The organism is Pseudoalteromonas sp. KS88, from assembly GCF_004766475.1.
Classification (GTDB): domain Bacteria; phylum Pseudomonadota; class Gammaproteobacteria; order Enterobacterales; family Alteromonadaceae; genus Pseudoalteromonas.
Map to the genome: position 1 here is coordinate 1 of NZ_PYHV01000020.1, position 25,628 is coordinate 25,628.

Sequence of the window (25,628 nt, forward strand, 5' to 3'; positions counted from 1 at the left end):
ACACATTTCAGGACAAGACAGGTAATATAGCAAAAAAAGCGGCTTCGCCTCAAAAAACCTGTATTAGCGAAAACAAAATAGCTGTTGAAACTCCCCAACCAAGCACACCATATACAAAGATATAATGCCACTTACCTTTGCCCATTAGCTGCTTTAATTTAGTAAATTTACCATCGTCGATTTTGTCTACAACCCCGGTATATACATGAATACTCCATCAGGTTACGTACCTGAGTTTAAATCACTCATTTAAAAGGGAGAAAAATCTGTGCACTTAACCCCCCTTGAGGGCGGTTCACTAATTTTACTTTTCCGTCATGCATATCAATAATTCGTTTGATAATAGCTAAACCAAGCCCACTGCCTTCACTCCCTCGGGCTGTGTCGCCTTGTTTAAAGGGCTCAAACACTGTTTCAAGCTCACTTTCTGGAATACCTGGGCCATGGTCGTTAACCATTACAATGGCATACTTTTTATCGTGACTCAGCGCGGTTTCAACCTCTATATCGTCATCAGAGTAACGAATGGCATTTTCAATCATATTGGTTACTACGCGCTTAATTGCCACCATACTTAACGGTACGTTATCGAGATTTGGATTTTCAATAAAGCGAATATTACGTTGATGCTTTTGTTCAGAATGCACCACTTCAGAGACAATCGCATTTAAGTCTTCGAGCGCAAGCTCTTCACGTTTATGGTGGCGTAAATATTCAATAAATTGGTCGATAATGGCATTCATGTCTTCGATATCGTAGATGATCCCCTCTCGTAGGTAATCTTCTTCTGCCGACATCATTTCGGTGGCAAGGCGAATACGTGTAAGTGGTGTGCGTAAATCATGAGATACGCCCGCCATTAATAATCGTCGATCGTTCTCAAGCGCAGCGATACCACGCGACATTTGATTAAAGGCTCTGGTTACTTCCATAACCTCAATCGATCCATGCTCTTCAAGCTTGGTCGAAAAATCCCCTACACCCACCTTCACTGCAGCCTGCTGTAGCTCTTTTAATGGTCGATTCAAATGTCGTGCAAATAGCCACCCACCTAACACACTTAAAAAGCCAATACTTGATAGGTAGAAAGTTAAAAATTCGAGGTTATTATCTTTGAATCCTGTCAGCGGAACTTTGACCCAATAGCCAGGGGCCTGAGGTGCTTCAACCCAATAAACCAAAGGACCTATTTGACTGATCCGCACTCTGGCTGAGCCGTTTAACTGCTCAGACATACTTCGCGACAGCATCGGGTATTCACGAGTTTGTCCCAACCCTTCAGACATTGCTTGGCGCTGAGTCATTACTTCTATACCAGTGATCTCGAAAAACTTATTTGATACTTCATTGCTAATTTCGACACCGTCTTCCCAGTCAATAAACACTGTTTTAACTTGTTTAGCTAAAATAAGATTTACCTGCTCGATCGTCGGCTTAACGACATACAGACTCACCGTGATGTACGACACAACTTGGTTTATAAGCAATAATGCCGCCACCAAAAACACCGTTTGACCAAATGCACTTTTGGGAAACATACTCATAAAAGGTTATTTTTCACCGTCTGGAACAAACACATAACCTAATCCCCATACAGTTTGGATATAACGGGGATTAGCAGCGTCTTCTTCAATCATTCGGCGCAATCGTGACACTTGTACATCAATGCTACGCTCAAGCGCGCTGTAATCTCTGCCTCTCGCTAAGTTCATTAATTTATCACGGCTAAGCGGCTCTCTTGGGTGAGTAACCAACGCTTTTAACACTGCAAACTCACCACTGGTTAACGACATTGTTTTGTCGCCATGAGTCATCTCTCGTGTAGCGAGGTTTAGTGCAAATTCACCAAAACTAATTTCATTCTCTTCAGCGGCAGGCGCGCCGGGTACTTCTTTTGCGCGACGGCGTAAAATTGCTTTAATACGTGCCAATAATTCACGTGGGTTAAAGGGCTTGGGGATATAATCATCAGCGCCGAGCTCTAATCCAATAATACGATCAACTTCATCACCTTTAGCTGTTAGCATAACAATAGGAATTTCATTCTCTTTTTGACGCAGACGCTGGCAAATAGATAAGCCATCTTCACCAGGCAACATTAAATCAAGTACCATTAAATGAAAGTTTTCACGCTCTAAAAGCCTGTCCATTTGCTCTGAATTAGCGGCGCTGCGTACAATAAACCCTTGCTCAACTAAGTAACGCTCTAATAAACTGCGCAATCGCATATCATCATCGACGACTAGTACTTTTGTAGTTTCGTGTCCCATAACTTTCATTCTTGTTGTTTTTGACTTGTTAATAGTTAATATAAATGAAACTTTACGAATAAAAAACTAATTGCTTAATTAGATTGTTACACAACATTTCAAACAACTAGGACAAGTCAGGCTGATTCTTATCCCTTTTTGATTAAATATTTTGAGAAAAAACAGTGAAAACCAACTTAATCACCCGCGAAGGGTACTCACAATTACAACAAGAGCATGACCACCTTTGGAATGTTAAACGCCCTGAAGTCACAAAAATCGTAAGCTGGGCAGCGAGCCTTGGTGACCGTTCTGAAAATGCAGATTATCAATACAATAAACGATTACTTAGGCAAATAGACCGCCGAGTACGTTATTTACGCAAGCGTATGCCTGATTTGCAAATCATTGATTATTCACCAGAGCAAGCCGGCAAAGTGTTCTTTGGCGCGTGGGTCGAAGTCGAAAACGAACAAGGTGAAGTATTAAAGTTTAGAATTGTCGGTCCTGACGAAATTTATGACCGTAAAGACTATATTTCTATCGACTCCCCAATGGCACGAGCTTTACTAAAAAAACAAGTGGATGATGAGTTTTATGTCACTACCCCACAAGGCAAAAAAGAATGGTACATCAATCATATTGAGTATCCAGGAGAAAAATAAGCAAGCAAACACTGAGCTAACTGTGAGCTAGGATAATTCAGATAAGGTTAATAATTGATTGTATATTGTGTGTTAGTGGACTATAAATAAAGTTACTCAAGTAAAGCATTTTGCACTTGATGTTGTATTTGGAAGGTCGTGTTATGTCAAACTTAATGCATCGCTTAATTAATAATGCCGTGTTATTTACACTCTTAATGAGTGTGAGTTTGTCTATTTTTGCTCACGATTTTGATGACTCTGAAATATCAACCACCCACTCAATACACTTTATTGCTTGCGATATTCCCGACCAAGCAAACCTTGACGTTGACATCGATACACATGCCAACGGATTCAATTTAGGGGCGCTTCAACCACCTCCTGAATTAATACTCTCACATTATGTGAAACCTCAATTAGCCACACTTTTTAATCGCGCCTCGGTACGAGGGCCGCCAAGTCATTTAATTTAGTTAATCACTTTTCTCACTAACAAATTAAATAAACTTAAATGGTGGCTATTATGTCTAATTTTAAAGAATTACGTACCCAAGATGTATCTAAAGGCGTGTTATCTCATGTTTATAGCGAAACACAACCGCTTATTGATTTAACCTCTCCAGCGCTAGAAATGGTTAATAATTTTACGCAAAAAGATCCACTGCGTGCTCACTTTGATACCAGCATTATCGATGCTCTATATCAAACAAGCAGCCAGCACACGGACTTTATTTTGGTTGTTGATGATAATGAAAAACTCATAGGGTTAGTATCTAGTGCTGATTTGCAAAGCGCTAAAATTATGATGCTTGCACAACGTTTAAATGTTAATCGTGCTGATGTTAGCTTACGCTATGTGATGACCCCTATTTCTCACTTAACAGGCGTTAGCATGCAAAGTTTAAGCTACGCCTGTATTGGTGATGCTCTGCAAACTATGGAACATCACGGCGCTATGTTCTTATTAGTAACGACGGCAAACAATGAAATTTGCGGCTTAATTTCAGCCAGAGAAATTACTAAAACATTTTCAATCCCATTGCACATTAGCCCGATTGCACATACGTTTAGTGAAGTTTTAGAGCATGTGGATCACCCACATTAACTACTCTTTTTGTGCGTTGTGACAGTGATTTTAATAAGGCCTTAAAAGCTCAGCTTTTAAGGCCTTTCCATTGCTTAGTACTGTGATATTATTCAACCAGTCTATTGTGCCAGTAGAGTAATACTGGCTTTATTTTTCGTTTGAAAAGGTTTATGCATGAGCACACTCTCTGCACGTTTAGCCACTGAGCTAAATGCTCAACAGCAACAAGTTGTTGCTGCAATAAAGTTACTTGATGAAGGCGCGACTGTGCCTTTTATTGCACGCTATCGTAAAGAAGTAACCGGTGGCTTAGATGACACCCAATTACGTTTATTAGAACAGCGCCTATCTTATTTACGCGAGCTTGAAGAGCGAAGAACGTTTATATTAGCTACCATTAAATCGCAGGATAAACTCAGCGCTAGCCTTGAAGCTGATATCAATAATGCAGATAGTAAAACTGAGCTTGAAGACCTTTATCTTCCTTACAAGCCAAAGCGTCGTACTAAAGGTCAAATTGCCATTGAAGCGGGTATTGAGCCACTCGCTGACAGCCTATTTAAAGACGCATCACTAAATCCTGAACAACAAGCAGAGCAATTTATTAATAGTGATGCAGGGTTTGCAGATACCAAGGCTGTGCTCGAAGGCGCGAAATTTATTCTGATGGAGCGCTTTGCTGAAGATGCAAAACTGCTCGCTAAATTCCGTAGTCATATCAGCCAACACGGCCAAATTGAAGCTCGCGTGATTAAAGGGCAAGAACAAGCTGGTGCAAAGTACCGTGATTACTTTGAACATCAGGAGCCGTTAAAGAAAACCCCTTCTCATCGTGCACTTGCTATGTTGCGTGCACGCAATGAAGGTATTTTACAACTAAGTATTAATCCTGAACCAAGCGCCGAAGATGCTGCGATTGTTTGCGCCATCATGATTGCCGACCATTATCGCTTAGATATAAAAAACCAAGCGGCCAGTGCTTGGTTAATGACAGTGGTGCAATGGGCATGGAAAATTAAGCTGAGCTTACATTTAGAAAACGAGTTTTTAGCTGCTATGCGTGAAAAAGCAGAAACCGGTGCGATTGATGTTTTTGCTAAAAATTTAAAAGACTTACTAATGGCTGCACCTGCGGGAGCACGCACAACACTTGGCCTTGATCCTGGCCTTCGTACTGGTTGTAAGGTCGCGGTGGTTGATAGCACAGGTAAGTTACTTGCTTCGCAGACTATTTTTCCTCATGCTCCACAAAATCATTGGGACAAATCACTGCGCACTTTAGAGCAGTTGTGTCGTCAACATAAAGTGGAACTTATTGCGATAGGCAACGGAACGGCTTCTCGGGAGTCTGATAAGTTGGTTGCTGAGCTAATCAAAGCCAACACCGAGTTGAAGTTAAATAAGATCATTGTCAGCGAAGCCGGTGCATCGGTGTACTCAGCGTCTGAGTTTGCGGCTAAAGAGTTCCCTGATTTAGATGTATCTATCCGTGGTGCGGTTTCTATTGCCCGTCGCTTACAAGATCCACTAGCAGAGCTTGTTAAAATTGAGCCTAAGTCAATTGGTGTAGGTCAATATCAACACGATGTTTCACAAAGTCAACTTGGTCAAACGCTAACGGCTGTTGTTGAAGACTGTGTAAACACGGTTGGTGTTGATTTAAACATGGCGTCTGTTCCTTTGCTGACCCGTGTATCTGGATTAAATAAAACGCTTGCGCAAAATATTGTAAATTACCGTGATGCTAACGGCTCATTCGCTAAACGTTCAGAGCTTAAGAAAGTTGAGCGCTTAGGGCCTAAGGCATTTGAGCAAGCAGCGGGTTTCTTAAAAATAAGCAACGGTAAAGACCCTCTGGATAACTCATCTGTTCACCCTGAGGCTTACCCTGTCGTGAAGCGAATTAGTGAACAAACTCATTTAGATATAAACAGTCTGATTGGTAATTCTGAAGTACTCAACAAGCTAGTTGCAAATGACTATATTGATGACAAATTCGGCCTACCCACCGTCACTGATATTATCAGCGAGCTCGACAAACCAGGCCGTGATCCACGTCCTGAATTTAAAACCGCTGAGTTTAAAGCCGGTGTTGAAAAAATCTCTGACTTAAAACCAGGTATGATCTTAGAAGGTGTTGTATCAAACGTAGCTAACTTTGGTGCATTTGTAGATGTAGGCGTACATCAAGATGGCCTTGTACATATTTCAGCGATTACTAATAAGTTTATTTCTGATCCACGCGAAATCGTGAAGGCCGGTGACATAGTTAAAGTTAAAGTCGTTGAAGTAGATGCTGCACGTAAGCGTATTAGCTTTACCATGCGCTTAGACGATGACATTGACACTAGCAATAAACCGGCAGCTGCTGCTAAGCAAAAGCCGCAAAATAACTCACGTAGCACTAACCATCAAGCGCGTGCCGCAAAGCCTAAGCGCGATACGGGTAATGCGATGATGGGCAATGCGTTTGCCGATGCGTTTGCTAACGCTAAAGTGAAAAAGTAAACCAAAAATGCCGCAACGAATGTTGCGGCATTTTAAACACTTTAAACGCGTTGTTTATGTATTAAAAATTATAACGTAACGTAACGCTCAAATCAGAATACTCATTAACATTGCGATATGCCGCACCTACGATTGCTTTTTCAGTAAATGCGTAGTTAAAGCCAGCTTTTAAAACAACGTTATTATCACTCTCGTCATCATGTAGACGCTCATAGCCTAAGCCTGCATTCACTTCGAACTGTTCAGTTAATAAATGTCTTACTTGTACATTCGCAGAAAGAATATCTGCGCTATTTGAGTCCGAACCGCCATCAGAGTATGAATCAAATGCTACTCCATTAAACCTTTCTTCGACTACAAAAGCATTTTTCGATTCAAACTTAAGTCTGCCTAAATTAATGCTGTAGTCTAAACTTGTCACTGCTGATAATTGTTGGATATACCCTAAACCAAGCTCTAAGCGCGTAATATCAATTTCTATACTTGATTCTGTGTACAAAGTTGAATTACCAACATAATCACCATTTTGAAAAAGCTCACGATAATCCAGCGATTCGCTCTCAATAAGATCATCTGATGTGCTGGCGTATAAACCTGTTAGATACCAATTATCGCTTACTTGCTTGCTAAGCTTTACAACATAACCATCAAAGTTAAGCTTATCAATGTCATCTACGTCCATTTTAGCGTAGCCTGCTTCAACATAATCATAACTTAAAAGTGATGTTTCATTTGCGGCGGCGGTGATTGAGAAAAGAGATAAAGCCCCTGCTAATACTGCATATTTCATTTAATTGTCTTCCTTAATAAAAATCGCAGGGAAAATAGCAGTTTGATAATATTTAAACAACTGAATATGCACTCAAACGTAAACAAATGTGAAACTGAATAAGTAAAGAGAAGGGATTGATAAAGCAATATGGCTTATATTGTCGCTGAAAACCCTGATTGCCCATAGGGTGAAGTAGCTCCTTGATAAAACTGCGCAACTCTTACAGCACGAGCGTCAACATCGGCGTCACGCTTTGCAGTTGCTGTTTCAGGGCTAGAAGTTTTGATAGCTTGGTCATCATCCGTTAATGCACTGTCAACTTTAAACGTTGCCCCAGCTTGCTCGCTTTCGTCATCATTGGATTTACTTGTGAGCTCAACTTGAGCTGCTGACAGTTTTTGCGTGGCATCAGCGGCAATGGCTCTGTCAGCACCTGAAGGCTCTGCTGGCGCAAGCGCTGCAGCTCGCACGGTTTGCATTTTTTCGATCGTTGCTTGCGGGTCACCTTCTATTTCAGCAACGTCGATTTGTACTTCACCACCAACAGCATAATTTTGACCGTCAGGGCCACGCTGATATTCATAGCTTGGGGAGCCTGCATATTGACCGCCAACGGAGGCATGAGCTTGCTCATGAACTCGCACTTCGGTGTCACGTGCTTTTAGTTCTTTAATCTGTGCAGCATCAAGTTCTTCTTGTTCTGTGGCTTGCTGCTCTTTTTTTTCTTCTTTTTGCTGCTCATTATCATCAGGGTTTTGCTCACCTTGCTGACGTTCCTGAATAACGCTTTCATCAGCTATTTTGCCTTTAGCATCATAGGTGGCATTATCAGCAGAACCCGGTAACTTTGCCTTTTCGTTGTCACCGAGCGCTTTGTTTTCGGCATTACTTGGTTTTGTTGCAGCAGGGGGAGGGATGATTTCGCGAAGCTGATTGTCACGCCGAGCACTTTCCGTATAAACATTCGCGCTGTTTATATTTACATTAGGAAATGGCGTGACAATGTTCATACGTAACTAAACTCGCACATCAATAAGCGTGCCTAACACTTCATCCGCTGTTTGTATTGATTGCGTATTTGCTTTAGCGTTAAATTCTTCAACCTTCAAATTAACTAAGGCTTCATCTATTCGAGCAGGTTGAGACACAGGGGCTGTGACGGCCTCTTCTGGGCGCGCAGCCTGCAATTGACGTTGCTGGGCAAGTTGCGCATCATCTTGTTGATCAATACTGGCACGGTTAATCTCGGCGCTGGCCTTTTCAATACCTTGGCTAGCACGGTTAAACCCTTCTACTCCATTATTAAATACGGATCCGATTGGCATATTACACCTCCACCAATGATAGACTTACTTTAATTATCGCTCATAAAACAAACAAAATAAAGTATAAACCCCTTATATTTACTGGGTTGTGGTAGTTAAATTTTAAAGCATTGATTTGATGGCAGATAAAAATTCATCTTTATGTGAGATAAATGGCGCATGTGATGCCTTATCTAACACTTCGTATTCAAAGTCATCGTTCAATGCCTTAATCTTACTGATTACACGATACGGAACCAATGCGTCAAGGCGGCCAAACACGCCCCTTAAAGGGACCGAGATATCTTTAAATAAATCGCGCAAGTCATCTTGTTGTAAAATATCAAGACCAGCAGTTAATGCAGTATTTTTAGGTGCGGGATGCTCATTTAATAGCTGCTTTAGTTTTTTTATATCATCGCGGGCGCTGTGACTACCCATCGCTTGAATTGCTAAAAAGCGTTCAATGGTTTTTTCTCGGTGTGTCACCAATTGCTCTTTAAAGGCATTCAACACATCCGGTTTAATACCTAGCCAGTCCGCTTGCTCGGCGAAAAAAGGGGTCGATGCAACTAAAATAACCTTCGCAACTTTGTCAGGCCAATGTTTTGCAATATACAGTGCAAATAAACCACCTAATGACCAGCCCATCAAAGTGGAGTTGTCTTTTAGCTGCTCACTTATTTGCTTAGCAGCCTCATGCAACGTATAGGGCGACGGGCAATGCTGATTTTCACCATACCCCGGTAAATCAATGCATCTTACGGTACTGCCATGTAAAAACTCTAACTCAGGTAAGATGATTTGCCACACTCCTTGGTTCATCCCCCAGCCGTGCAACAACACTAGCTCATTTTGCATTTTTACCATTCCTCATCCAAACTTAGCGCTCATAATAGCGTTTAAAGGAATGAATGCAATGACAAGCTTAAATAACCAAGCAACCGGTATCCTTGATTGGTTTTTTCCGTCTTTTTGTGTGCGATGCAAAATCCCCGTTAGTGCTCATGTTGGGATTTGTCAGCACTGCCTTACTGATTTGCCCCTATTTGATTTAAGCACTTACCCAAATTTACTTTACCGGCCAGACATAGCAGAGCTATTTCCAGACTGTCAATTTGATCACTTAATGGCCTGTGCCTGGTATCGCCCACCCTTTGATGGTTGGTTAAGTCAACTTAAGTTTAGTAACCAAATTTTTTATAAGAACGTACTACAACAAATAATTACTCAACAAGTAAGTACAGTAAAAACGCATTGTGAAAAGTGGCCAGAGCTTTTTATTATTATGCCGTTGCATCATAAACGCTTTTTACAGCGAGGCTATAATCAAGTTGCTCAAACATGGATTAACTGTTTACCCACCGAAAACGTCAAAATTGACTATTTAGTAAGACACAAAAAAACCAATGCACAGTCTTCATTAACCAAAGCGAAGCGCATTAAAAACCTGCAAGATGCATTTATTTGCCATCAAAATTTAGAAGGGAAGACTGTGGCGGTTGTGGATGATGTTATGACCACAGGTGCAACACTCAATGCTGCAACAGTGGCCTTAAAAAAAGCTGGCGCTAAACAAGTTTGGGCATTTGTTACTTGTTTAACGCCACTCGGTCACTAACTTATTCGCTGCTAGCTCTAAATGCGTGGCCAAAGAACAACGCGTTACTTAATAAACGGCTAGTGCCATACCAGTACCCGCGAAATACAGGATTATCTGTCATACCAATAACATTACCACGGCCGTATGAGTGCGCCACAAGGCCTGCTGCACCCGCAACCTGCTCAACATTAATATCATCAGTGAAACCTGCTAATAAAGGCTTTTGGGTATACTCTAGAACGTTTACAAATGGTGCTTTAGAGGCTTCTAATAACCATGTGCTATTTTTGAATACGGGTAGTGTATTACGCTCTAACGAATACGTAAGTGGATGAGTTAAATCAACACTCGTGTTAAAAATAGCGCCTGCAATACGCTGCCTACCCGCTAAGTCATCTTTATCACCATAACTGAGTCCATCCGTCTTAAACGCACTCGCAATATCTTGACGAGACAGGTAGCTTGTTTTTAACAGTTGCTGATCAACTAAAAACTTAGCGCCCCCTTTGTGACCCCAAATAACACCACCTTTACGTACCCATGTTTTGATAGCTACCTTGTCCGCATCGCTCAAGCTATTATAGTTGCCATGTGCCAGCACTATATGGCTGTAATCACTGAGCTCTAAGCGACCTAAACGCTGCATTTCAACAATAGTAGGCGCAACCCCAACAAAACGGTCAAGGTAATACCACACTTCACCCACTTCATATTGGCTAGTTCCTCTGCCTCCCACTAATAACACTTTTGGTGCTTTAACAACCGCCAGTGAGCGTGAGCCCAAATCGGCACCTTTTGAAGTTAGCCCAGAAGTAATAGGGGTTATTTCAATACCAAATTCATTTTGCGCTGCATTTAATAATTCAACCCAATTGTCTTGATCCTGAATACCTGCAGGAACAATAATGCTGCCTGCTGAAAAATCGACACTGCTGGACACTGATTTAGCCGATAGTGGGTTAAGTGCTACTCGTGCCTTTACGCCTTGGCTCAATAGCGTGCTAAGCATTTTTGGTGCTAAATAGTTATCCCACTTAAAACCAAACGCATACTGCTTAGTCAGCGGAGAAAAAGTCGCTTTGTCTTGTTGCTGCCACGCGGTAGTGCCTACATCAAGCCCCCAGCTACTTTTAACGGCTGCAAACTCAAGATTAAATGCATGTGCTAATGTCCAACCCGATACGTCATAAAACGTATTATCAACGAAGCGTTTTTGCTCACTAAATACAGCCTTTACTAAACGAAATTGCGCCTGTGCTAAAGGAATAAAATAACTTTGCTCTGAGAAGCGCTTACCTTCAACTTTGAGTGCTTTATTAAGTGGGTAGGCAGTAATTTTATGTTGCTTTAAAAGATCTAAAAACAGTGAAAAACGTGCAGCGTCTTTTCCTGCATCAACAACATACCCTTTAAAGTCTTCTTCATTTGCCAGATCCACGGCCTGATTATAAAATTTAGCTTGGTAGTCGAGTAACGCTTTACGATTATCAATCGCGGCTTGGAACGTAGACATACTCGTTAGTAGCTGGTTTTTGATAGTAAAAGGGAAAGTTAAAGTACCATTTTGCGTTTCTTGCACATGACCACGAGAACTTGCTTGTTCAAATAAAATGCCCACGCCACCATTTACGTCAGGGTAAGTAGAACCTTTACCATAGTAAAAGTCATCGAAGCTTTCCTCAGTAAAATACAATGCATTGTTTTCATCTAAAGTTTTTGCGTGATAATTTGCAATCGCCTTGGTTAGACTGACATTCTCATCAGGGGTAATAGGGTGCTTACGAGTTGGAATACCTGGCTGAAAGAAGTAGGTACTGTTTGGGCCCATCTCATGAAAGTCAGTTAAAATATTAGGTTTCCAATGATGGAATTTAGCAATACGTGCACGCGATTCAGGGTGCTGTAACAACAACCAATCACGATTTAAATCAAACCAATAATGGTTCGTACGGCTACTTGGCCAACTTTCTACGTGCTCACGAGTCTGTGGGTCTGACGATAAGTTCATTCCACGATTACTATTTGCCCAATTCGCAAAACGCGCGAGGCCATCTGGATTAAGTGATGGATCAAGTAGAATAACCGTGTTGTCTAACAAGGTTTCAACTTCTTTACCTTGTGCAGCAGCGAGATAATAAGCTACCAGTAACGCTGTATTACTGCCTGATGATTCATTACCGTGAACACTGTAACCCATCCACACAACAGCGGGCTGATCTTTATCTGATGTTTGCTTGCCTTTTAAACGTGCTAAATGCGCTTGGCGAGTCTGCTCTACGCTAGCCAATTTATCTGCCGACGTAATTGTCAACATTACCAAAGGACGTTGCTCATGGGTGCGGCCAATGACTTCAAAGTTAATACGGTCACTTTTTTCTGCAACCACTTCCATGTAACGAACAAGCTGATCATGACGAACATGCCATTCACCCACTTCATACCCTAATACTTCCTTTGGCGTTGGGATCGCTGGGTCAAATTTTACGTCGTCTTCAAAATAATACGACAGCGGCTGAGCGATACTTGAAAAGCTCAAAAGTAGTGTAAAGATTGTTATTATCAAACGCATATAAAACACTCATAAAATGATCAATGTTTGCACGCTAACATTGCTTAAATTAGATGCCAACTTTTTACGCTCAACACTGGCGACAACGCAATGAGCGGAGTATGATACTCAGTATCCGAGTAATGAAGAGCGTATTGACCTTTCAGGATTGGATTTGTTCAACCTAGGAATTCCTTAATCGCGGCGCGAGGGCTGTAGCATAGTTTTTCTATGTAAAGTCCGAGCAACAAAGAGTAAGGCATTCCTAGGCAGAACCCTTAGGGCAGTGCGTGTTTGGCTTTTATACTGCGTTATCACACGATTTAAGTAGAGCAACTACACTTCACGTGTTCCGCCTTGCCTAAAAACCAAACACACTACTGCAAAAAGCAATCTCGAAAGGTCAGTACGCTCTAAACAAGTATAGTTGTTTTATGATATCTATTTCCGAAACCGCACAATCACATTTTGCAAAATTATTAGCTGACCAAGCTGAACAAACCAATATTCGCGTATTTGTTGTTAACCCTGGTACATCACAAGCTGAGTGTGGTGTTTCTTATTGTCCTGAAGATGCTGTTGAAGCAAGCGACATTCGCTTACCATTCAATGGTTTTGATGCAGTTGTTGATGCTGAAAGCGCACCGTTTTTAGAAGAAGCTGAAATTGATTTTGTCACTGACAAAATGGGTACACAATTAACACTTAAAGCTCCGAATGCTAAAGCCCGTAAGATTGGTGATGACGCCAGCCTTAACGAACGCATTCAGCACATGCTCGAAACTGAAGTTAACCCGCAGCTGGCTAACCATGGTGGCCAAGTAAGCCTAGTTGAAGTAACAGCTGAAGGTATTGCTGTTCTACAATTTGGTGGCGGTTGTAATGGCTGCTCTATGATCGATGTCACTTTAAAAGAAGGCATTGAAAAAGAAATGCTCGCTAAATTTGAAGAAATCACTGGCGTTGCTGATATTACAGATCACCAAGCTGGCGATCACTCTTACTACTAAGTATTGTGATAAAGCCGCTGATATATCGTTTAGGCTCCAATCCTAAGCTCAGCTTAAAGCGCTTTTTACGCGGCCTAGCACTGTTTGTGCTGGCCGTTATATTTATAGCGCTGGGCTACTTTAGCCACTACACTCTTCAAGTCATTGGTTTGGTTATTCTTCTTGTCGCCCTGTTTTTTGCAGCTTGGGGGTATGTTGGAATATTTGCCAATCGCTTTTCACAAGTCTTAAATAAAACCACGTCTAAACATGAAGACCCCGATCTTTGGAAATAATCTTCGCTATCCTTTTTTATACTCGGTATTTTAATTAACTATTTTGTAACATTGTTCCTATAAGGTATATTGGTATTGCTCATTTAGAGCAACAATCACAACTGTATTTTATTCAGTTGTTCCAACCACGTTACAAGGAATAATTATGTTACACGGGACATATAAAAAAAATACCCTTGCTGCAGCGCTATTACTAACAACAATACCAAGCTACGCGGTAGTTTCTAACGGGAGCTTCGAAGATTGGACTGATAATACACCTAATAATTGGAGCACCATTGATTCAGGTATCACTGTATCAGCAGCCAGTAATATTGTTAATACAGACACGCTTGCTGCAAGAGTTGTTGTTACAACTGGCAGTCAAAGCAACACCGATTTATTGCAAAATGTGCAATTAGAATCAGGCCAAAGCTATACCTTTTCAACTTGGGTCTATCACACTGAGGGAGGTGTTAAGGCTCGCTTATTGGTTAATGGCTATCAAGGATACTCAAATCCTGCATTATTGAATCAATGGCAAAAAGTCAGTTATCAATATACAGCCTCTGCAAATGAAACAATTGCTGTTGGGCTTCGCTTTTATGATGTTACAGGTTTTGATGGCAACGAAACTGTTTACGTTGATAGCTTTAATCCAAGTGTTATGTCCAACCCACCCAGTAATGGCTGCACTGATAACACTGTTGATATATCATTCCTTACTGATAATTATGGCGAAGAAACCAGCTGGCAAATAACCAATAGCCAAAATATGAATGTTGCCACTGGTAATGGCTACAGTGCTAACACTCAATATGAAGAGCAAGCTTGCTTAACCGATGGGAATTACACCTTCACTATTTTTGATAGCTATGGGGATGGTATATGTTGTACTTATGGTAATGGCAACTATGCACTAACCAGCAATTCAAAAGTACTGGCAAACGGAGCTAGCTTTCAAAGTTCAGAATCAACCCCATTTACTCTCGGTTCAGGCTCTGGTGGTGGAACTGCGCCCCCTGAACCTACAGGCTATTATGTTACTACTCAAGGGTTAACCGGGTACGCTTTAAAAACTGAGTTATACAACATCATTAAAGGCCATAATTCGCAAGGGTATTCGGCTATTTGGAATTTTTACGATAGTGCATCGCGCGATACATCGTTCGAAAACGACAATTCAATCCTCGATCGTTATTCAGAAAACCCAACTGGACAAGATAGCTTTAGCTATGTTGCGGTCAGTGACCAATGTGGTACATACAGTAATGAAGGCGATTGTTACAACCGCGAGCACTCTTTCCCTAAAAGTTGGTTTGGTGGCAAAGTAGAACCGATGAATTCAGATGTTCATCATATTTTTGCAACTGATGGCTATGTAAACTCTAAACGCAGTAACTTCCCATTTGGTGATGTAGCCAGCGCAACTTACACTTCAAGCAACGGCAGCAAACTCGGTTCCGCAACGAGCTCATTAAATTACTCTGGTACCGTATTTGAACCGATTGATGAATTTAAAGGTGACTTTGCCCGCGCATATTTTTATATGGCAACTCGCTATGAAAATGTAATAGGAAGCTGGCAAAACAATACAACATACAGTGATGCTGTACTCAATGGCACATCAAACCAAGTATTCGAAAGTTGGGTTGTGAGCATGCTTATTCAATGGCATACAAATGATCCCGTAAGCCAAGTAGAGCTTAACCGTAATCAAGCGGCCTTTGAACATCAAGGCAACCGCAACCCATTTGTTGACCACCCTGAGTTTGTAGAGATGATTTGGTAACCCACCCGCTTAAGCCCTCTTCCAAAGGGGGCTTTATTCACTTACGTATTGCTGCTTAATAACATATTGGGTAAATAGCGCAGCTACTTGCTATTGTTTTTTGTTCCACTTATCCATTATTTTATCGAATAAAATAGCATCGTTATCTTTACATGGTCTTGGTGACCCTTGTGGTAAACCTACTTTGCCCATCACACCATTGAAGTCAATTTTGTAGCACATACCTTTATACATTTCCATGCGCTTACTTCCATCAGCGTTTTGCCATAATATCTCTGATTCAAATGAACTTGAATGTTCTTTAGGGACTGTTACCCTCTGCTGTGTGTTTTTAATTTTTTCGCTAAACTGTTCTGAGAAATCAAAGGAGACTGTTGCTGTAGTTGAAGGTGTAAAATTAGGTATAGGTACATAGGGATTCAGCTTTTTAAATGATTGCTGTAAGCCTTGCTGATCAACTTCTCCCTTTTGGTTATCAATCACAACTTGGGCCACTGAGCTCTCAACCCTAGATGAGCTTGGTCGCGGGTTTACCTGAGTGTTTGCTTCACCCATAACCGATGTCGCATCCGAGTGCACCGGAGCCTTATGTTTGGGCTGCTGAGCTTCTGGTTGCTCCCCTGATTGCTCCCCCTCACTTAATTTTGCCTCATTTTCAAGGACGGTGGCTGCAAAGGCAGGTTGCATACTACTGTTAATCTCTGGCATTGTTGTAAGATCAACCATGACGTAGGCTTGCATGACTTTCACTTTTTTAGGCTGCTGAACCGCTACCGTTTGCCTTGAGACTAAATAAATAATAACGACATGCAAGCCAATAGAAATACACCACGCTTTATAGTTATTTTTAAACACGTAAGCTCCCTGTGAACAGTTTGCTTTTTGAGTGTTTAAATACAGATTTAGTTCAATGGGCTGAGCTTAATTAGGGTACAAAGCTAAAGGCTTTTATCAATGTATGAATAATTGCAGCATATTCGTGGCGTTCTTATTTCCTCGGGTTTCGTAATACTAAACCCAAGCTACGGGGCTTAAATTCACTGCGACTAGCTGATGCTTGAAAGCTTATCGCTGTGAAAACAAAAAGCCCCAGCTAATGCCGGGGCTTTTTAAAAAGTAAACTTAATTAAAAATTAAGCTTTCTTTGGACGCTCAACAACGTCTACTAAAGTCCAAGATTTGTTCTTAGAAATAGGAGCACACTCACGGATAGTAACTACGTCACCAGCCTGAGCTTGATTGTTTTCGTCATGTACGTGTAACTTAGTCGTACGTTTGATGAATTTCCCATAGATTGGGTGCTTCACGTAACGTGCGATAGCAACAGTGAAAGATTTTTCCATCTTGTCGCTGATTACACGGCCTTGAAGAGTACGGATTTTATCGCTCATTATTGACCTGCCTTCTGGTTAATAATTGTTTTTACACGCGCGATATCGCGACGTACTGTTCTTAGCGTGTGAGTCTGAGCTAACTGACCAGTGCTTGCTTGCATGCGCAGGTTAAACTGCTCACGAAGAAGTCCTAGAAGTTCAGCATTAAGCTCTTCTACGCTTTTGTCTTTTAGTTCGCTAGCTTTCATTACATCACCGTCCGAGTTACGAAAGTTGTTTTGAATGGTAATTTACGTGCTGCAAGGTTAAACGCTTCACGAGCAAGCTCTTCAGAAACACCTTCCATTTCGTAAAGTACTTTACCAGGCTGAATTTCAGCAACCCAATATTCAACAGAACCTTTACCTTTACCCATACGAACTTCAAGCGGTTTGTTTGTAATAGGCTTGTCTGGGAATACACGAATCCAGATTTTACCTTGACGCTTGACGTGACGTGTCATAGCACGACGAGCTGCTTCGATTTGACGAGCAGTCATGCGGCCACGACCAGTAGCTTTCAAACCGAAAGTACCGAAGCTTACTTTGTTACCGTTTTGCGCAAGACCACGGTTGCGGCCTTTATGCGTTTTACGGAATTTTGTACGTTTTGGCTGTAACATTACTCGCTACCTCTACTTAGCACTTTTCTTGGCTTTCTTTGGTGCGCGTTTAGCTGGCTTCTCTTGCTCTTGTACTAGTGGTAAACCACCAATAACTTCGCCTTTGAAGATCCAAACTTTAACACCAATGATACCGTAAGTGGTTAAGGCTTCAGAAGTTGCGTAGTCGATATCAGCACGAAGAGTATGTAGAGGTACACGACCTTCACGATACCATTCTGAACGTGCGATTTCTGCGCCGCCAAGACGACCGCTAACTTCAACTTTGATCCCTTTAGAACCGATGCGCATTGCATTTTGTACCGAACGCTTCATAGCGCGACGGAACATAACACGACGCTCTAGCTGAGAGGCAATGCCGTCTGCTACTAGTTGTGCATCTAATTCTGGTTTACGTACTTCAGAAATATTAATCTGAGCAGGTACACCTGCGATCTTAGTTACCGCTTGACGTAGCTTTTCAACGTCTTCGCCTTTTTTACCGATAACAACACCCGGACGAGCCGTGTGGATTGTTACGCGGATTGATTTTGCTGGACGCTCAATAACGATTTTAGACACAGAAGCCGCTTTTAATTCCTTTGTAAGGAAAGTACGTACTTTGTGATCGCCAAAAAGCTGATCAGAGAAATCTTTAGAACTCGCGTACCAGGTAGAAACCCAAGGTTTAGATATACCTAGGCGAATACCAGTAGGATGAACTTTTTGTCCCATTACTTATACTCCTAGCTATCTGAAACCACAACAGTGATGTGGCTTGTACGCTTAAGGATGCGGTCTGCGCGTCCTTTAGCACGTGGCATAATACGCTTCATTGTAGGACCATCGTCCACAAAAATCGTGCTTACGCGAAGCTCATCAATGTCAGCACCTTCGTTATGCTCTGCGTTAGCAATAGCAGACTCAAGTACTTTTTTAACTAATACAGCCGCTTTCTTTGGGCTGTACGCCAGGATTTCTAGAGCGCGATCGACAGGTAACCCGCGGATCTGATCTGCAACTAGACGAGCTTTTTGCGCCGAACCAGAGGCGAATTTATGTTTAGCTAATGCTTGCATTTATCATTCCCCTCTTAACGTTTCTTCGCTTTCTTATCCGCAGCATGGCCACGGTAAGTGCGAGTTGGTGCAAATTCACCTAGTTTGTGACCGATCATTTCGTCAGAAACGAAAACTGGTACATGCTGGCGACCATTATGGACAGCAATGGTCAATCCGATCATGTTAGGTATGATCATTGAACGACGGCTCCAAGTTTTAATTGGCTTCTTTTCACCGCTTTCCAAAGCTTTCTCTACCTTCTTCAGCAAGTGTAGGTCTATAAAAGGACCCTTCTTGAGAGAGCGTGGCATGGCTATTCCTCAATATTACTTAGTACGACGACGTACTATAAATTTATCCGTACGCTTGTTCTTACGCGTCTTAGCACCTTTAGTAGGCTTACCCCATGGAGACACAGGATGACGACCACCAGATGTACGACCTTCACCACCACCGTGTGGGTGATCTACCGGGTTCATGGCAACACCACGAACTGTCGGACGAATACCACGCCAGCGATTTGCACCTGCTTTACCAAGTGAACGAAGCATATGCTCAGCATTGCCTACTTCACCTAGTGTTGCACGACAATCAGATTGTACTTTACGTACTTCGCCAGAACGAAGACGTAGAGTTACGTATTGACCATCACGCGCAAGGATTTGAACGTATGCACCAGCAGAACGTGCGATTTGAGCACCTTTACCTGGTTTTAATTCTACGTTGTGAACAGTCGAACCTACAGGCATGTTACGCATAGGTAATGCATTACCAGGCTTGATTGGTGCATCAACACCAGACTGGATTGCATCGCCAGCTTTTAAGCCTTTAGGTGCGATAATGTAACGACGCTCACCGTCTGCATATAATACAAGAGCGATGTTTGCGCTACGGTTTGGATCATATTCCAAACGCTCAACAGTGGCTGGAATGCCATCTTTAGTACGTTTAAAATCGATTAAACGGTAATGATGCTTATGACCACCACCGATATGACGAACCGTAATACGACCATTGTTATTACGACCACCTGATTTAGAGTTTTTCTCTAATAGTGGTGCGTAAGGTTTACCCTTATGTAAATCTGGGTTAACCACTTTAACTAGGTGACGACGACCCGCAGAAGTTGGTTTACACTTTTGAAGTGCCATAATTCTAACTCCCCTTATTACTCGGCGCCGCCGACAAAGTCTAGCTCGCTACCTTCTTTAAGAGTAACGTAAGCTTTTTTCCAGTCGCTACGACGACCGAAACGTGCGCCAGTACGTTTTGTTTTACCCTTAACGTTTAGTGTGCGAACACCAGTTACTTCCACTTCAAAAAGCTTCTCAACAGCTGATTTGATCTCAGCTTTAGTTGCGTCATTTGTTACTTTGAAAACAATCGTGTTGTTTTCTTCAGCAGCAATTGTGCTCTTTTCAGAGATATGTGGAGCAAGGATCACTTTTAAAAGACGTTCTTCACGGATCATGCTAGCGTCTCCTCAAGTTGCTTAACAGCAGCAGCTGTAATAAGTACCTTGTCGAAAGCGATTAAGCTTACAGGATCGATACCAGCTACATCGCGCGTGTCAACCTTGTACAGGTTACGTGCCGATAAGAATAGATTTTCATCTACTTCTTCAGTCACGATAAGAACATCTTTAAGCTCAAGTTCTTTAAGCTTAGAAACTAGTTCTTTAGTTTTTGGTGCTTCAAGACCAAAACTTTCAACAACGATTAAACGCTCTTGACGAACTAATTCAGATAAGATGCTTTTGATCGCACCGCGGTACATTTTACGGTTTACTTTTTGGCTGTGGTCTTGTGGTTTAGCTGCGAAGCTAACGCCACCTGAACGCCAAATTGGACTACGGATTGTACCAGCACGTGCACGGCCAGTACCTTTTTGAGCCCATGGTTTTTTACCACCACCGCTTACTTCAGAACGTGTCTTCTGAGCACGAGTACCTTGACGAGCACCTGCTGCGTATGCAACAACTACTTGGTGTACTAATGCTTCGTTAAACTCACGTCCAAAAGTAGCTTCAGAAACTTCAAGAGCGCCAGAAGCGTCTTTAATTGCTAATTCCATCACTAAATCTCCAGGACTTATGCTTTAACAGCTGGTTTAACGATAACGTCACCGCCGATAGCGCCAGGTACTGCACCTTTAACTAAAAGCAAATTACGCTCAGCGTCAACGCGAACTAGTTCTAGGTTCTGAGTTGTTACTTGCTCATTACCCATTTGACCGGCCATTTTCTTACCTTTAAACACCTTACCAGGTGATTGGTTTTGACCGATTGAACCAGGAGCACGGTGAGATAGAGAGTTACCATGTGTAGCGTCTTGCATGCTGAAATTCCAGCGCTTAACACCACCTTGGAAACCTTTACCTTTAGAAGTACCGGTTACGTCAACTTTGTTGATTTCGTTGAATAATTCAACAGTAAGCTCTGCGCCTACTTCAAAATCGCCTTCACCACCATTTAGGCGGAATTCCCACAGACCGCGACCCGCTTCAACACCAGCTTTAGCGAAATGACCCGCTGCTGCTTTGTTTACACGGCTTGCTTTTTTAGTGCCTGCGGTTACTTGAAGTGAGTTATAACCGTCTGTTGCTTCAGATTTGATCTGAGCAATGCGGTTAGGTGTCGCTTCAATAACTGTCACAGGGATAGATACACCATCTTCAGTGAAGATACGTGTCATACCCACTTTACGACCGACTAGACCTAATGCCATTTTCCTAAAACCTCTCTAATCTTCCGATTAACCCAGGCTGATTTGAACATCAACACCAGCAGCAAGATCTAAACGCATAAGAGCGTCAACAGTCTTGTCAGTTGGTTCTACGATGTCGATCAGACGTTTATGGGTGCGGATCTCGTACTGATCACGCGCGTCTTTATTAACGTGCGGTGAAGTAAGTACAGTAAAACGTTCAAAGCGTGTAGGTAGTGGAATTGGACCACGTACTTGTGCGCCAGTGCGTTTCGCAGTTTCCACGATTTCCGCCGTTGATTGGTCAATCAAACGGTGGTCAAAAGCTTTTAGGCGAATACGAATGCGTTGATTTGACATTCTTAAACCTCAATATAAAGAGCATTTAAAGAGCATAAAAAAACGACCGAAACAATCTTAATAATTAAGATGCCGGTTGTTGATTTATATCTACGTTGAGTTCCAAATCGGAACTCCTGTTTTATTAGCTTGAAATCCAAGCTTAATGTTCCTTCCAAGTTCCCGGGGGAATTTTGAAAGCCTGCGTATTATAGTGATATTGGTGATAAATGCAACAACTATTTCAATATTACCCCTACCATATTAAATTGTTCATTAAAAACACAATAAACTCAACGCAGTATTGGCTATAATAGATACGAGCGATAACTATCTTAATGGTCAGTCCAGTTATAACTTGGTATTATCCTCGCTTATTTTGCTTTTTAACCCTTAACTTTGGTGAGTTGATGCGTATTTTTAGTCGTTGTTTAAACTTTTTCTCTATGGTGATGAACCGCTTACTAGTTAAAAGTAAGGTGCTGCCTGAAAACCCAATCGAACAATATAGTCTCGACCCGTCATCGCCCACCTTTTATATTGTTAAACTCAATGCGCGCTCTGACTTAGCCGCACTCGCTCGCGTTTGTAAAAAACATGGCTTGCCAAATCCAACCGAGCAACAGTTATTAGGTAATACTGAACTAGACCGTTTTATTGGACTGCAAAATCCACCACCATTATTTGGTGATAAAGCAAAACCAACCGATGCCTTGCAAAAAGGCAAACTAATTATTGAGCAGCTGATTGCCAGTAACGAGCAAAACGTACAAGTTATCCCTGTCACTATTTTATGGGGCCGCAACCCCGGTAAAGAAAAACCAGGTTTGGGGACTTTAGTATCTCATTCGTTAACACCAAGCTGGTTTCGCAAGTTTTTTGTGCTGTTGTTTTCAGGGCGTGATAACTTTGTAAGGTTTAGTCAACCTCTCGACTTATCGTTGCTTGTAAATGAAAAAGCAGATGTTGATGAGCTACCGCATAAACTACTGCGCGTAGCGCGCGTTCACTTTCGTCGGCAAAAGCTGGCGGCAACGGGGCCAAAAATGCCCTCTCGTGAGCAGCTATTTAGTTCGTTACTCGCTTCGCCAACCATCAAAAAAGCCATTCAGACAGAAGCAAAAGAAAAGAATATTAGCCATGAACAAGCTCGTCAAAATGCGTTAAAACTACTTGATGAAATTGCCGCAAACTACAGTGATGCCACTATTAGGGTTGCAGATCGCGTCCTTACTTGGCTTTGGAATAAACTGTATAACGGTATTGATATTAAATACACCGAGCAACTGCACGACTTAACGAATAAAGGCCATGAAATAATTTATATGCCGTGCCATCGCAGCCATATGGATTATTTATTACTTACCTACTCTATTTACCACCTAGGCTTAGTCCCGCCGCATATAGCAGCAGGCATTAATCTTAACTTTTTCCCAGCCGGTGGCATATTCCGTCGCAGTGGTGCGTTTTTCATTCGCCGCTCGTTTGCCGGCAATAAGCTTTACTCAGCGGTATTTAAGGAATATTTAAGCCAGCTATTTATTAAAGGCTATTCAGTTAAGTTCTATACTGAAGGTGGCCGTAGTCGAACTGGGCGCTTATTACCGCCTAAAACAGGTATGTTGGCAATGACACTGCAAGCTATGATGCGCGGAATAGACCGACCAATCTCTATAGTGCCCGTGTATATCGGCTACGAGCACGTAATGGAAATTAATACCTACCTTAAAGAACTGGCTGGCAATGATAAAAAAGGCGAGTCTATATTTGGTATATTTAAAGCGATTAAAAACCTTAAGAATTATGGCCGAGGCTACTTAAATTTTGGCGACCCGATTTCTGTTAATCAATATCTAAACGAGCATCAACCTGATTGGCGTGAGTCTATCCATCCTACCGATGTTCAAAAGCCACAATGGCTTGGTCCACAAGTAGCAAATTTAGCTGATAAAGTAATGGTAAACATCAACAGTGCAGCTGCACTGAACGCTGTAAATTTATTGGCAATGATTTTACTGGTAAATGATAAACAAGCATTGAGCAAACCCAAGCTATTAGCGCAGCTAGACTTTTATTTACATTTGCAAAAAAGTGCCAGCTATAGCGATAAAATTAGTGCTCCTGACGAAAATGCAGAGCAATTATTAAACCATGCTTTAAAGCTTAATAAATTTGATGTAATAAGTGATGAATTTGGTGAAATCATAGCCATTAATGATAAAGAAAAAACCCTCTTTAATTACTACCGTAATAACATTTTACATGTGTTTGCCGTGCCAAGTTTACTTGCACTGCATATATTTAAAAGCCATAAAACCACACTTAATCAATGCCAAGAATTGATCAGTCGCTTCTACCCATTATTCGCTAAAGAGTGGTTTTTAAATGAATTGGACGAAAATTATATTTCTCGCATATTGGCAAGCTTTGTTGATCAAGAGCTAATTGAAATAAATGGTGACGAGATAAAAATTACCAACAGCAATGACTGCCTAGCAAAACTTGAGATGTTGGGTCGTGCTCTTAGTTTAACTTTACAACGCTACGCTATCGTCATTGGTTTTATTCAAACAAGTAAAGGGATTGATCGCGCCGAGCTTGAACGTGAGAGCCAAGTATTAGCGCAACGACTGGGCACATTACATGGCATTAAAAGCCCTGAGTTTTTCGATAAGAAAGTGTTGATAGGCTTTATTAACAATCTTCGTCAACAAGCGCTTATTAGCGAGTCAGATGCTGGACTGCAAGGCAGTAACGACCTGTGTGAAGTTTATATGCACCTCAAAGCGTTATTACCTGCCCGTATTTGGCAATCAATTACTGACATTGTTCAAAACCAAAGTAGTTAAGACATTAGAAGGTTAGGTGTTGCTACACCTAACCTTTTGCTTCACGTATTTATAGCGCTGCTTAACGCTGTCGCATCACACCTTCTTGTATCGTTGAAGCGACTAAATTGCCTTGGCGGTCAAAAAACTGTCCACGCACTAAACCTCGCCCCGAGCTCGCACTTGGGCTATCGATAGTATATAAAATCCAGTCATCCAACCTAAATGGGCGGTGAAACCACATTGCATGGTCAATGGTTGCAACCTGCATATTAGGTTGCATAAATGACACGCCATGCGGTTGCAGCGCGGTAGGTAAAAACTCAAAATCAGACGCGTACGCCAATAAGTAGTTATGAATCCGTTGATCGTCCGGCATATCACCATTGGCTTTAAACCAAATATGCTTCACCGGTTCTATCACTTCAGGCTTAAATGGATTATGAAAAGTGACCGGACGCATATCGATCGGTACTTCACGAATAAATTTATTTCGGATAGCCTCAGGAATATGATTAGCATTTGCTTGATAAAATTCTAGCGATGATTTTAGCTCTTCAGGTGCTGGTACATCGGGCATAGTGGCTTGATGTGAAAGCCCTTCTTCAACACATTGGAAAGAGGCCGTCATATAAAAAATAGGCTTGCCATATTGAATTGCTTTTACACGGCGCGTACTAAAACTTTTACCGTCACGAATGTTTTCTACATCGTAAACTATCGGTTTTGCAGCATCTCCAGGGCGGAGAAAATAAGAATGCAAAGAATGAACTATGCGCCCCTCAGGCAATGTTTCTTTAGCCGCAGACAGCGCTTGCCCCATTACTTGGCCACCAAATACTGCTCTAAACCCTAAATCTTGACTTTGCCCGCGATACAAGCCCTGCTCAATCTCTTCTAAAGTTAATAACGACAACAAATCATCTAAAACTTGGCTCATTTTTATA

29 protein-coding genes are annotated in these 25,628 nt (G+C 41.8%); 9 read left to right on the forward strand and 20 right to left on the reverse strand.

The features are described from left to right. Positions 1-245 precede the first annotated feature (245 nt). Positions 246-1,544: a two-component system sensor histidine kinase EnvZ gene (gene envZ / locus C7Y70_RS13910; RefSeq protein WP_099295576.1), complete on the reverse strand. Its 1,299-nt coding sequence runs from the start codon at positions 1,542-1,544 to the stop codon at positions 246-248. A gap of 6 nt (positions 1,545-1,550) precedes the next feature. Continuing rightward, positions 1,551-2,270: a two-component system response regulator OmpR gene (gene ompR, locus C7Y70_RS13915; protein WP_058561494.1), complete on the reverse strand. Its 720-nt coding sequence runs from the start codon at positions 2,268-2,270 to the stop codon at positions 1,551-1,553. Between the two features lie 164 nt (positions 2,271-2,434). On the opposite strand from ompR, the gene greB reads away from it, so the two are divergent. The 4 genes from greB to C7Y70_RS13935 all read left to right on the forward strand — a co-directional run bounded on the left by greB (position 2,435) and on the right by C7Y70_RS13935 (position 6,491). Further along, complete coding sequence (greB, locus tag C7Y70_RS13920; RefSeq protein ID WP_099295575.1) at positions 2,435-2,914, forward strand: transcription elongation factor GreB; 480 nt, start codon at positions 2,435-2,437, stop codon at positions 2,912-2,914. A gap of 143 nt (positions 2,915-3,057) precedes the next feature. Further along, positions 3,058-3,369, forward strand: coding sequence for a hypothetical protein (locus C7Y70_RS13925; protein ID WP_135475349.1), 312 nt, complete (start codon positions 3,058-3,060; stop codon positions 3,367-3,369). A 50-nt stretch (positions 3,370-3,419) separates the two neighbouring features. Beyond that, entirely contained in the window at positions 3,420-4,001 is a 582-nt protein-coding gene (locus tag C7Y70_RS13930; RefSeq protein WP_099295573.1) for a CBS domain-containing protein, read from the forward strand. Between the two features lie 156 nt (positions 4,002-4,157). Then, entirely contained in the window at positions 4,158-6,491 is a 2,334-nt protein-coding gene (locus C7Y70_RS13935) for a Tex family protein (protein ID WP_135475350.1), read from the forward strand. A gap of 61 nt (positions 6,492-6,552) precedes the next feature. Here the strand turns inward: C7Y70_RS13935 and C7Y70_RS13940 are convergent, their stop codons facing one another. From C7Y70_RS13940 to bioH, 4 genes are all read right to left on the reverse strand, one after another. Then, entirely contained in the window at positions 6,553-7,281 is a 729-nt protein-coding gene (locus tag C7Y70_RS13940; protein ID WP_135475351.1) for an outer membrane beta-barrel protein, read from the reverse strand. A 134-nt stretch (positions 7,282-7,415) separates the two neighbouring features. Beyond that, entirely contained in the window at positions 7,416-8,273 is an 858-nt protein-coding gene (locus C7Y70_RS13945; RefSeq protein WP_135475352.1) for a putative metalloprotease CJM1_0395 family protein, read from the reverse strand. A 6-nt stretch (positions 8,274-8,279) separates the two neighbouring features. Further along, positions 8,280-8,588, reverse strand: a complete 309-nt coding sequence (locus tag C7Y70_RS13950) for a hypothetical protein (RefSeq protein ID WP_087532549.1) — start codon at positions 8,586-8,588, stop codon at positions 8,280-8,282. 102 nt (positions 8,589-8,690) lie between these two features. Continuing rightward, a complete protein-coding gene (gene bioH, locus C7Y70_RS13955) occupies positions 8,691-9,428 on the reverse strand; it encodes a pimeloyl-ACP methyl ester esterase BioH (protein WP_135475353.1) in 738 nt (245 codons plus the stop codon). A 58-nt stretch (positions 9,429-9,486) separates the two neighbouring features. Between bioH and C7Y70_RS13960 the strand changes: the two genes are divergently transcribed. After that, complete coding sequence (locus C7Y70_RS13960; protein ID WP_135475354.1) at positions 9,487-10,188, forward strand: phosphoribosyltransferase family protein; 702 nt, start codon at positions 9,487-9,489, stop codon at positions 10,186-10,188. Position 10,189: 1 nt separating this feature from the next. Here C7Y70_RS13960 and C7Y70_RS13965 read toward each other — a convergent pair whose 3' ends face one another. After that, entirely contained in the window at positions 10,190-12,739 is a 2,550-nt protein-coding gene (locus C7Y70_RS13965; protein WP_135475355.1) for a M14 metallopeptidase family protein, read from the reverse strand. Positions 12,740-13,152: 413 nt separating this feature from the next. Between C7Y70_RS13965 and nfuA the strand changes: the two genes are divergently transcribed. The 3 genes from nfuA (at position 13,153) to C7Y70_RS13980 (ending at position 15,774) form a co-directional block, all read left to right on the forward strand. Beyond that, positions 13,153-13,728 (forward strand): Fe-S biogenesis protein NfuA, encoded by a 576-nt coding sequence (gene nfuA / locus C7Y70_RS13970; protein ID WP_099295567.1) that lies wholly within the window; start codon positions 13,153-13,155, stop codon positions 13,726-13,728. Between the two features lie 5 nt (positions 13,729-13,733). After that, the gene (locus C7Y70_RS13975) at positions 13,734-14,003 is read left to right on the forward strand and encodes a hypothetical protein (protein WP_135475356.1); all 270 of its coding nucleotides are present in this window, start codon (positions 13,734-13,736) and stop codon (positions 14,001-14,003) included. A gap of 145 nt (positions 14,004-14,148) precedes the next feature. Beyond that, positions 14,149-15,774: an endonuclease gene (locus tag C7Y70_RS13980; RefSeq protein WP_135475357.1), complete on the forward strand. Its 1,626-nt coding sequence runs from the start codon at positions 14,149-14,151 to the stop codon at positions 15,772-15,774. A gap of 90 nt (positions 15,775-15,864) precedes the next feature. Here C7Y70_RS13980 and C7Y70_RS13985 read toward each other — a convergent pair whose 3' ends face one another. The 12 genes from C7Y70_RS13985 to rpsJ form a co-directional block, all read right to left on the reverse strand. Further along, a complete protein-coding gene (locus C7Y70_RS13985) occupies positions 15,865-16,629 on the reverse strand; it encodes a hypothetical protein (RefSeq protein WP_135475358.1) in 765 nt (254 codons plus the stop codon). Between the two features lie 278 nt (positions 16,630-16,907). After that, complete coding sequence (gene rpsQ / locus C7Y70_RS13990; RefSeq protein ID WP_135475359.1) at positions 16,908-17,165, reverse strand: 30S ribosomal protein S17; 258 nt, start codon at positions 17,163-17,165, stop codon at positions 16,908-16,910. Then, positions 17,165-17,356, reverse strand: a complete 192-nt coding sequence (gene rpmC, locus C7Y70_RS13995) for a 50S ribosomal protein L29 (RefSeq protein WP_004588692.1) — start codon at positions 17,354-17,356, stop codon at positions 17,165-17,167. Before rpmC ends, rpsQ begins: the two co-directional genes overlap by 1 nt. Then, the gene (gene rplP / locus C7Y70_RS14000) at positions 17,356-17,769 is read right to left on the reverse strand and encodes a 50S ribosomal protein L16 (RefSeq protein ID WP_054206129.1); all 414 of its coding nucleotides are present in this window, start codon (positions 17,767-17,769) and stop codon (positions 17,356-17,358) included. The genes rpmC and rplP overlap by 1 nt, the downstream gene beginning before the upstream one ends. A 12-nt stretch (positions 17,770-17,781) precedes the next feature. Then, on the reverse strand, positions 17,782-18,483 hold the full coding sequence (rpsC, locus tag C7Y70_RS14005; protein ID WP_004588691.1) for a 30S ribosomal protein S3: 702 nt from the start codon (positions 18,481-18,483) through the stop codon (positions 17,782-17,784). Between the two features lie 11 nt (positions 18,484-18,494). Continuing rightward, positions 18,495-18,827: a 50S ribosomal protein L22 gene (rplV, locus tag C7Y70_RS14010; RefSeq protein ID WP_087532558.1), complete on the reverse strand. Its 333-nt coding sequence runs from the start codon at positions 18,825-18,827 to the stop codon at positions 18,495-18,497. 14 nt (positions 18,828-18,841) lie between these two features. Then, entirely contained in the window at positions 18,842-19,120 is a 279-nt protein-coding gene (gene rpsS, locus C7Y70_RS14015) for a 30S ribosomal protein S19 (protein ID WP_004588689.1), read from the reverse strand. A gap of 15 nt (positions 19,121-19,135) precedes the next feature. Continuing rightward, positions 19,136-19,960, reverse strand: a complete 825-nt coding sequence (gene rplB / locus C7Y70_RS14020; protein WP_004588688.1) for a 50S ribosomal protein L2 — start codon at positions 19,958-19,960, stop codon at positions 19,136-19,138. A 17-nt stretch (positions 19,961-19,977) separates the two neighbouring features. Next, positions 19,978-20,280, reverse strand: a complete 303-nt coding sequence (gene rplW, locus C7Y70_RS14025; protein ID WP_099295563.1) for a 50S ribosomal protein L23 — start codon at positions 20,278-20,280, stop codon at positions 19,978-19,980. Next, entirely contained in the window at positions 20,277-20,882 is a 606-nt protein-coding gene (rplD, locus tag C7Y70_RS14030; protein WP_058561416.1) for a 50S ribosomal protein L4, read from the reverse strand. The genes rplW and rplD overlap by 4 nt, the downstream gene beginning before the upstream one ends. Positions 20,883-20,899: 17 nt before the next feature. Then, positions 20,900-21,535, reverse strand: a complete 636-nt coding sequence (gene rplC / locus C7Y70_RS14035) for a 50S ribosomal protein L3 (protein ID WP_058561417.1) — start codon at positions 21,533-21,535, stop codon at positions 20,900-20,902. 27 nt (positions 21,536-21,562) lie between these two features. Further along, complete coding sequence (gene rpsJ / locus C7Y70_RS14040; RefSeq protein ID WP_002957900.1) at positions 21,563-21,874, reverse strand: 30S ribosomal protein S10; 312 nt, start codon at positions 21,872-21,874, stop codon at positions 21,563-21,565. 389 nt (positions 21,875-22,263) lie between these two features. Between rpsJ and plsB the strand changes: the two genes are divergently transcribed. Continuing rightward, positions 22,264-24,702: a glycerol-3-phosphate 1-O-acyltransferase PlsB gene (gene plsB, locus C7Y70_RS14045; RefSeq protein ID WP_135475360.1), complete on the forward strand. Its 2,439-nt coding sequence runs from the start codon at positions 22,264-22,266 to the stop codon at positions 24,700-24,702. A gap of 61 nt (positions 24,703-24,763) precedes the next feature. Here the strand turns inward: plsB and tesB are convergent, their stop codons facing one another. After that, positions 24,764-25,621, reverse strand: coding sequence for an acyl-CoA thioesterase II (tesB, locus tag C7Y70_RS14050; protein ID WP_135475361.1), 858 nt, complete (start codon positions 25,619-25,621; stop codon positions 24,764-24,766). Positions 25,622-25,628: the final 7 nt, after the last annotated feature.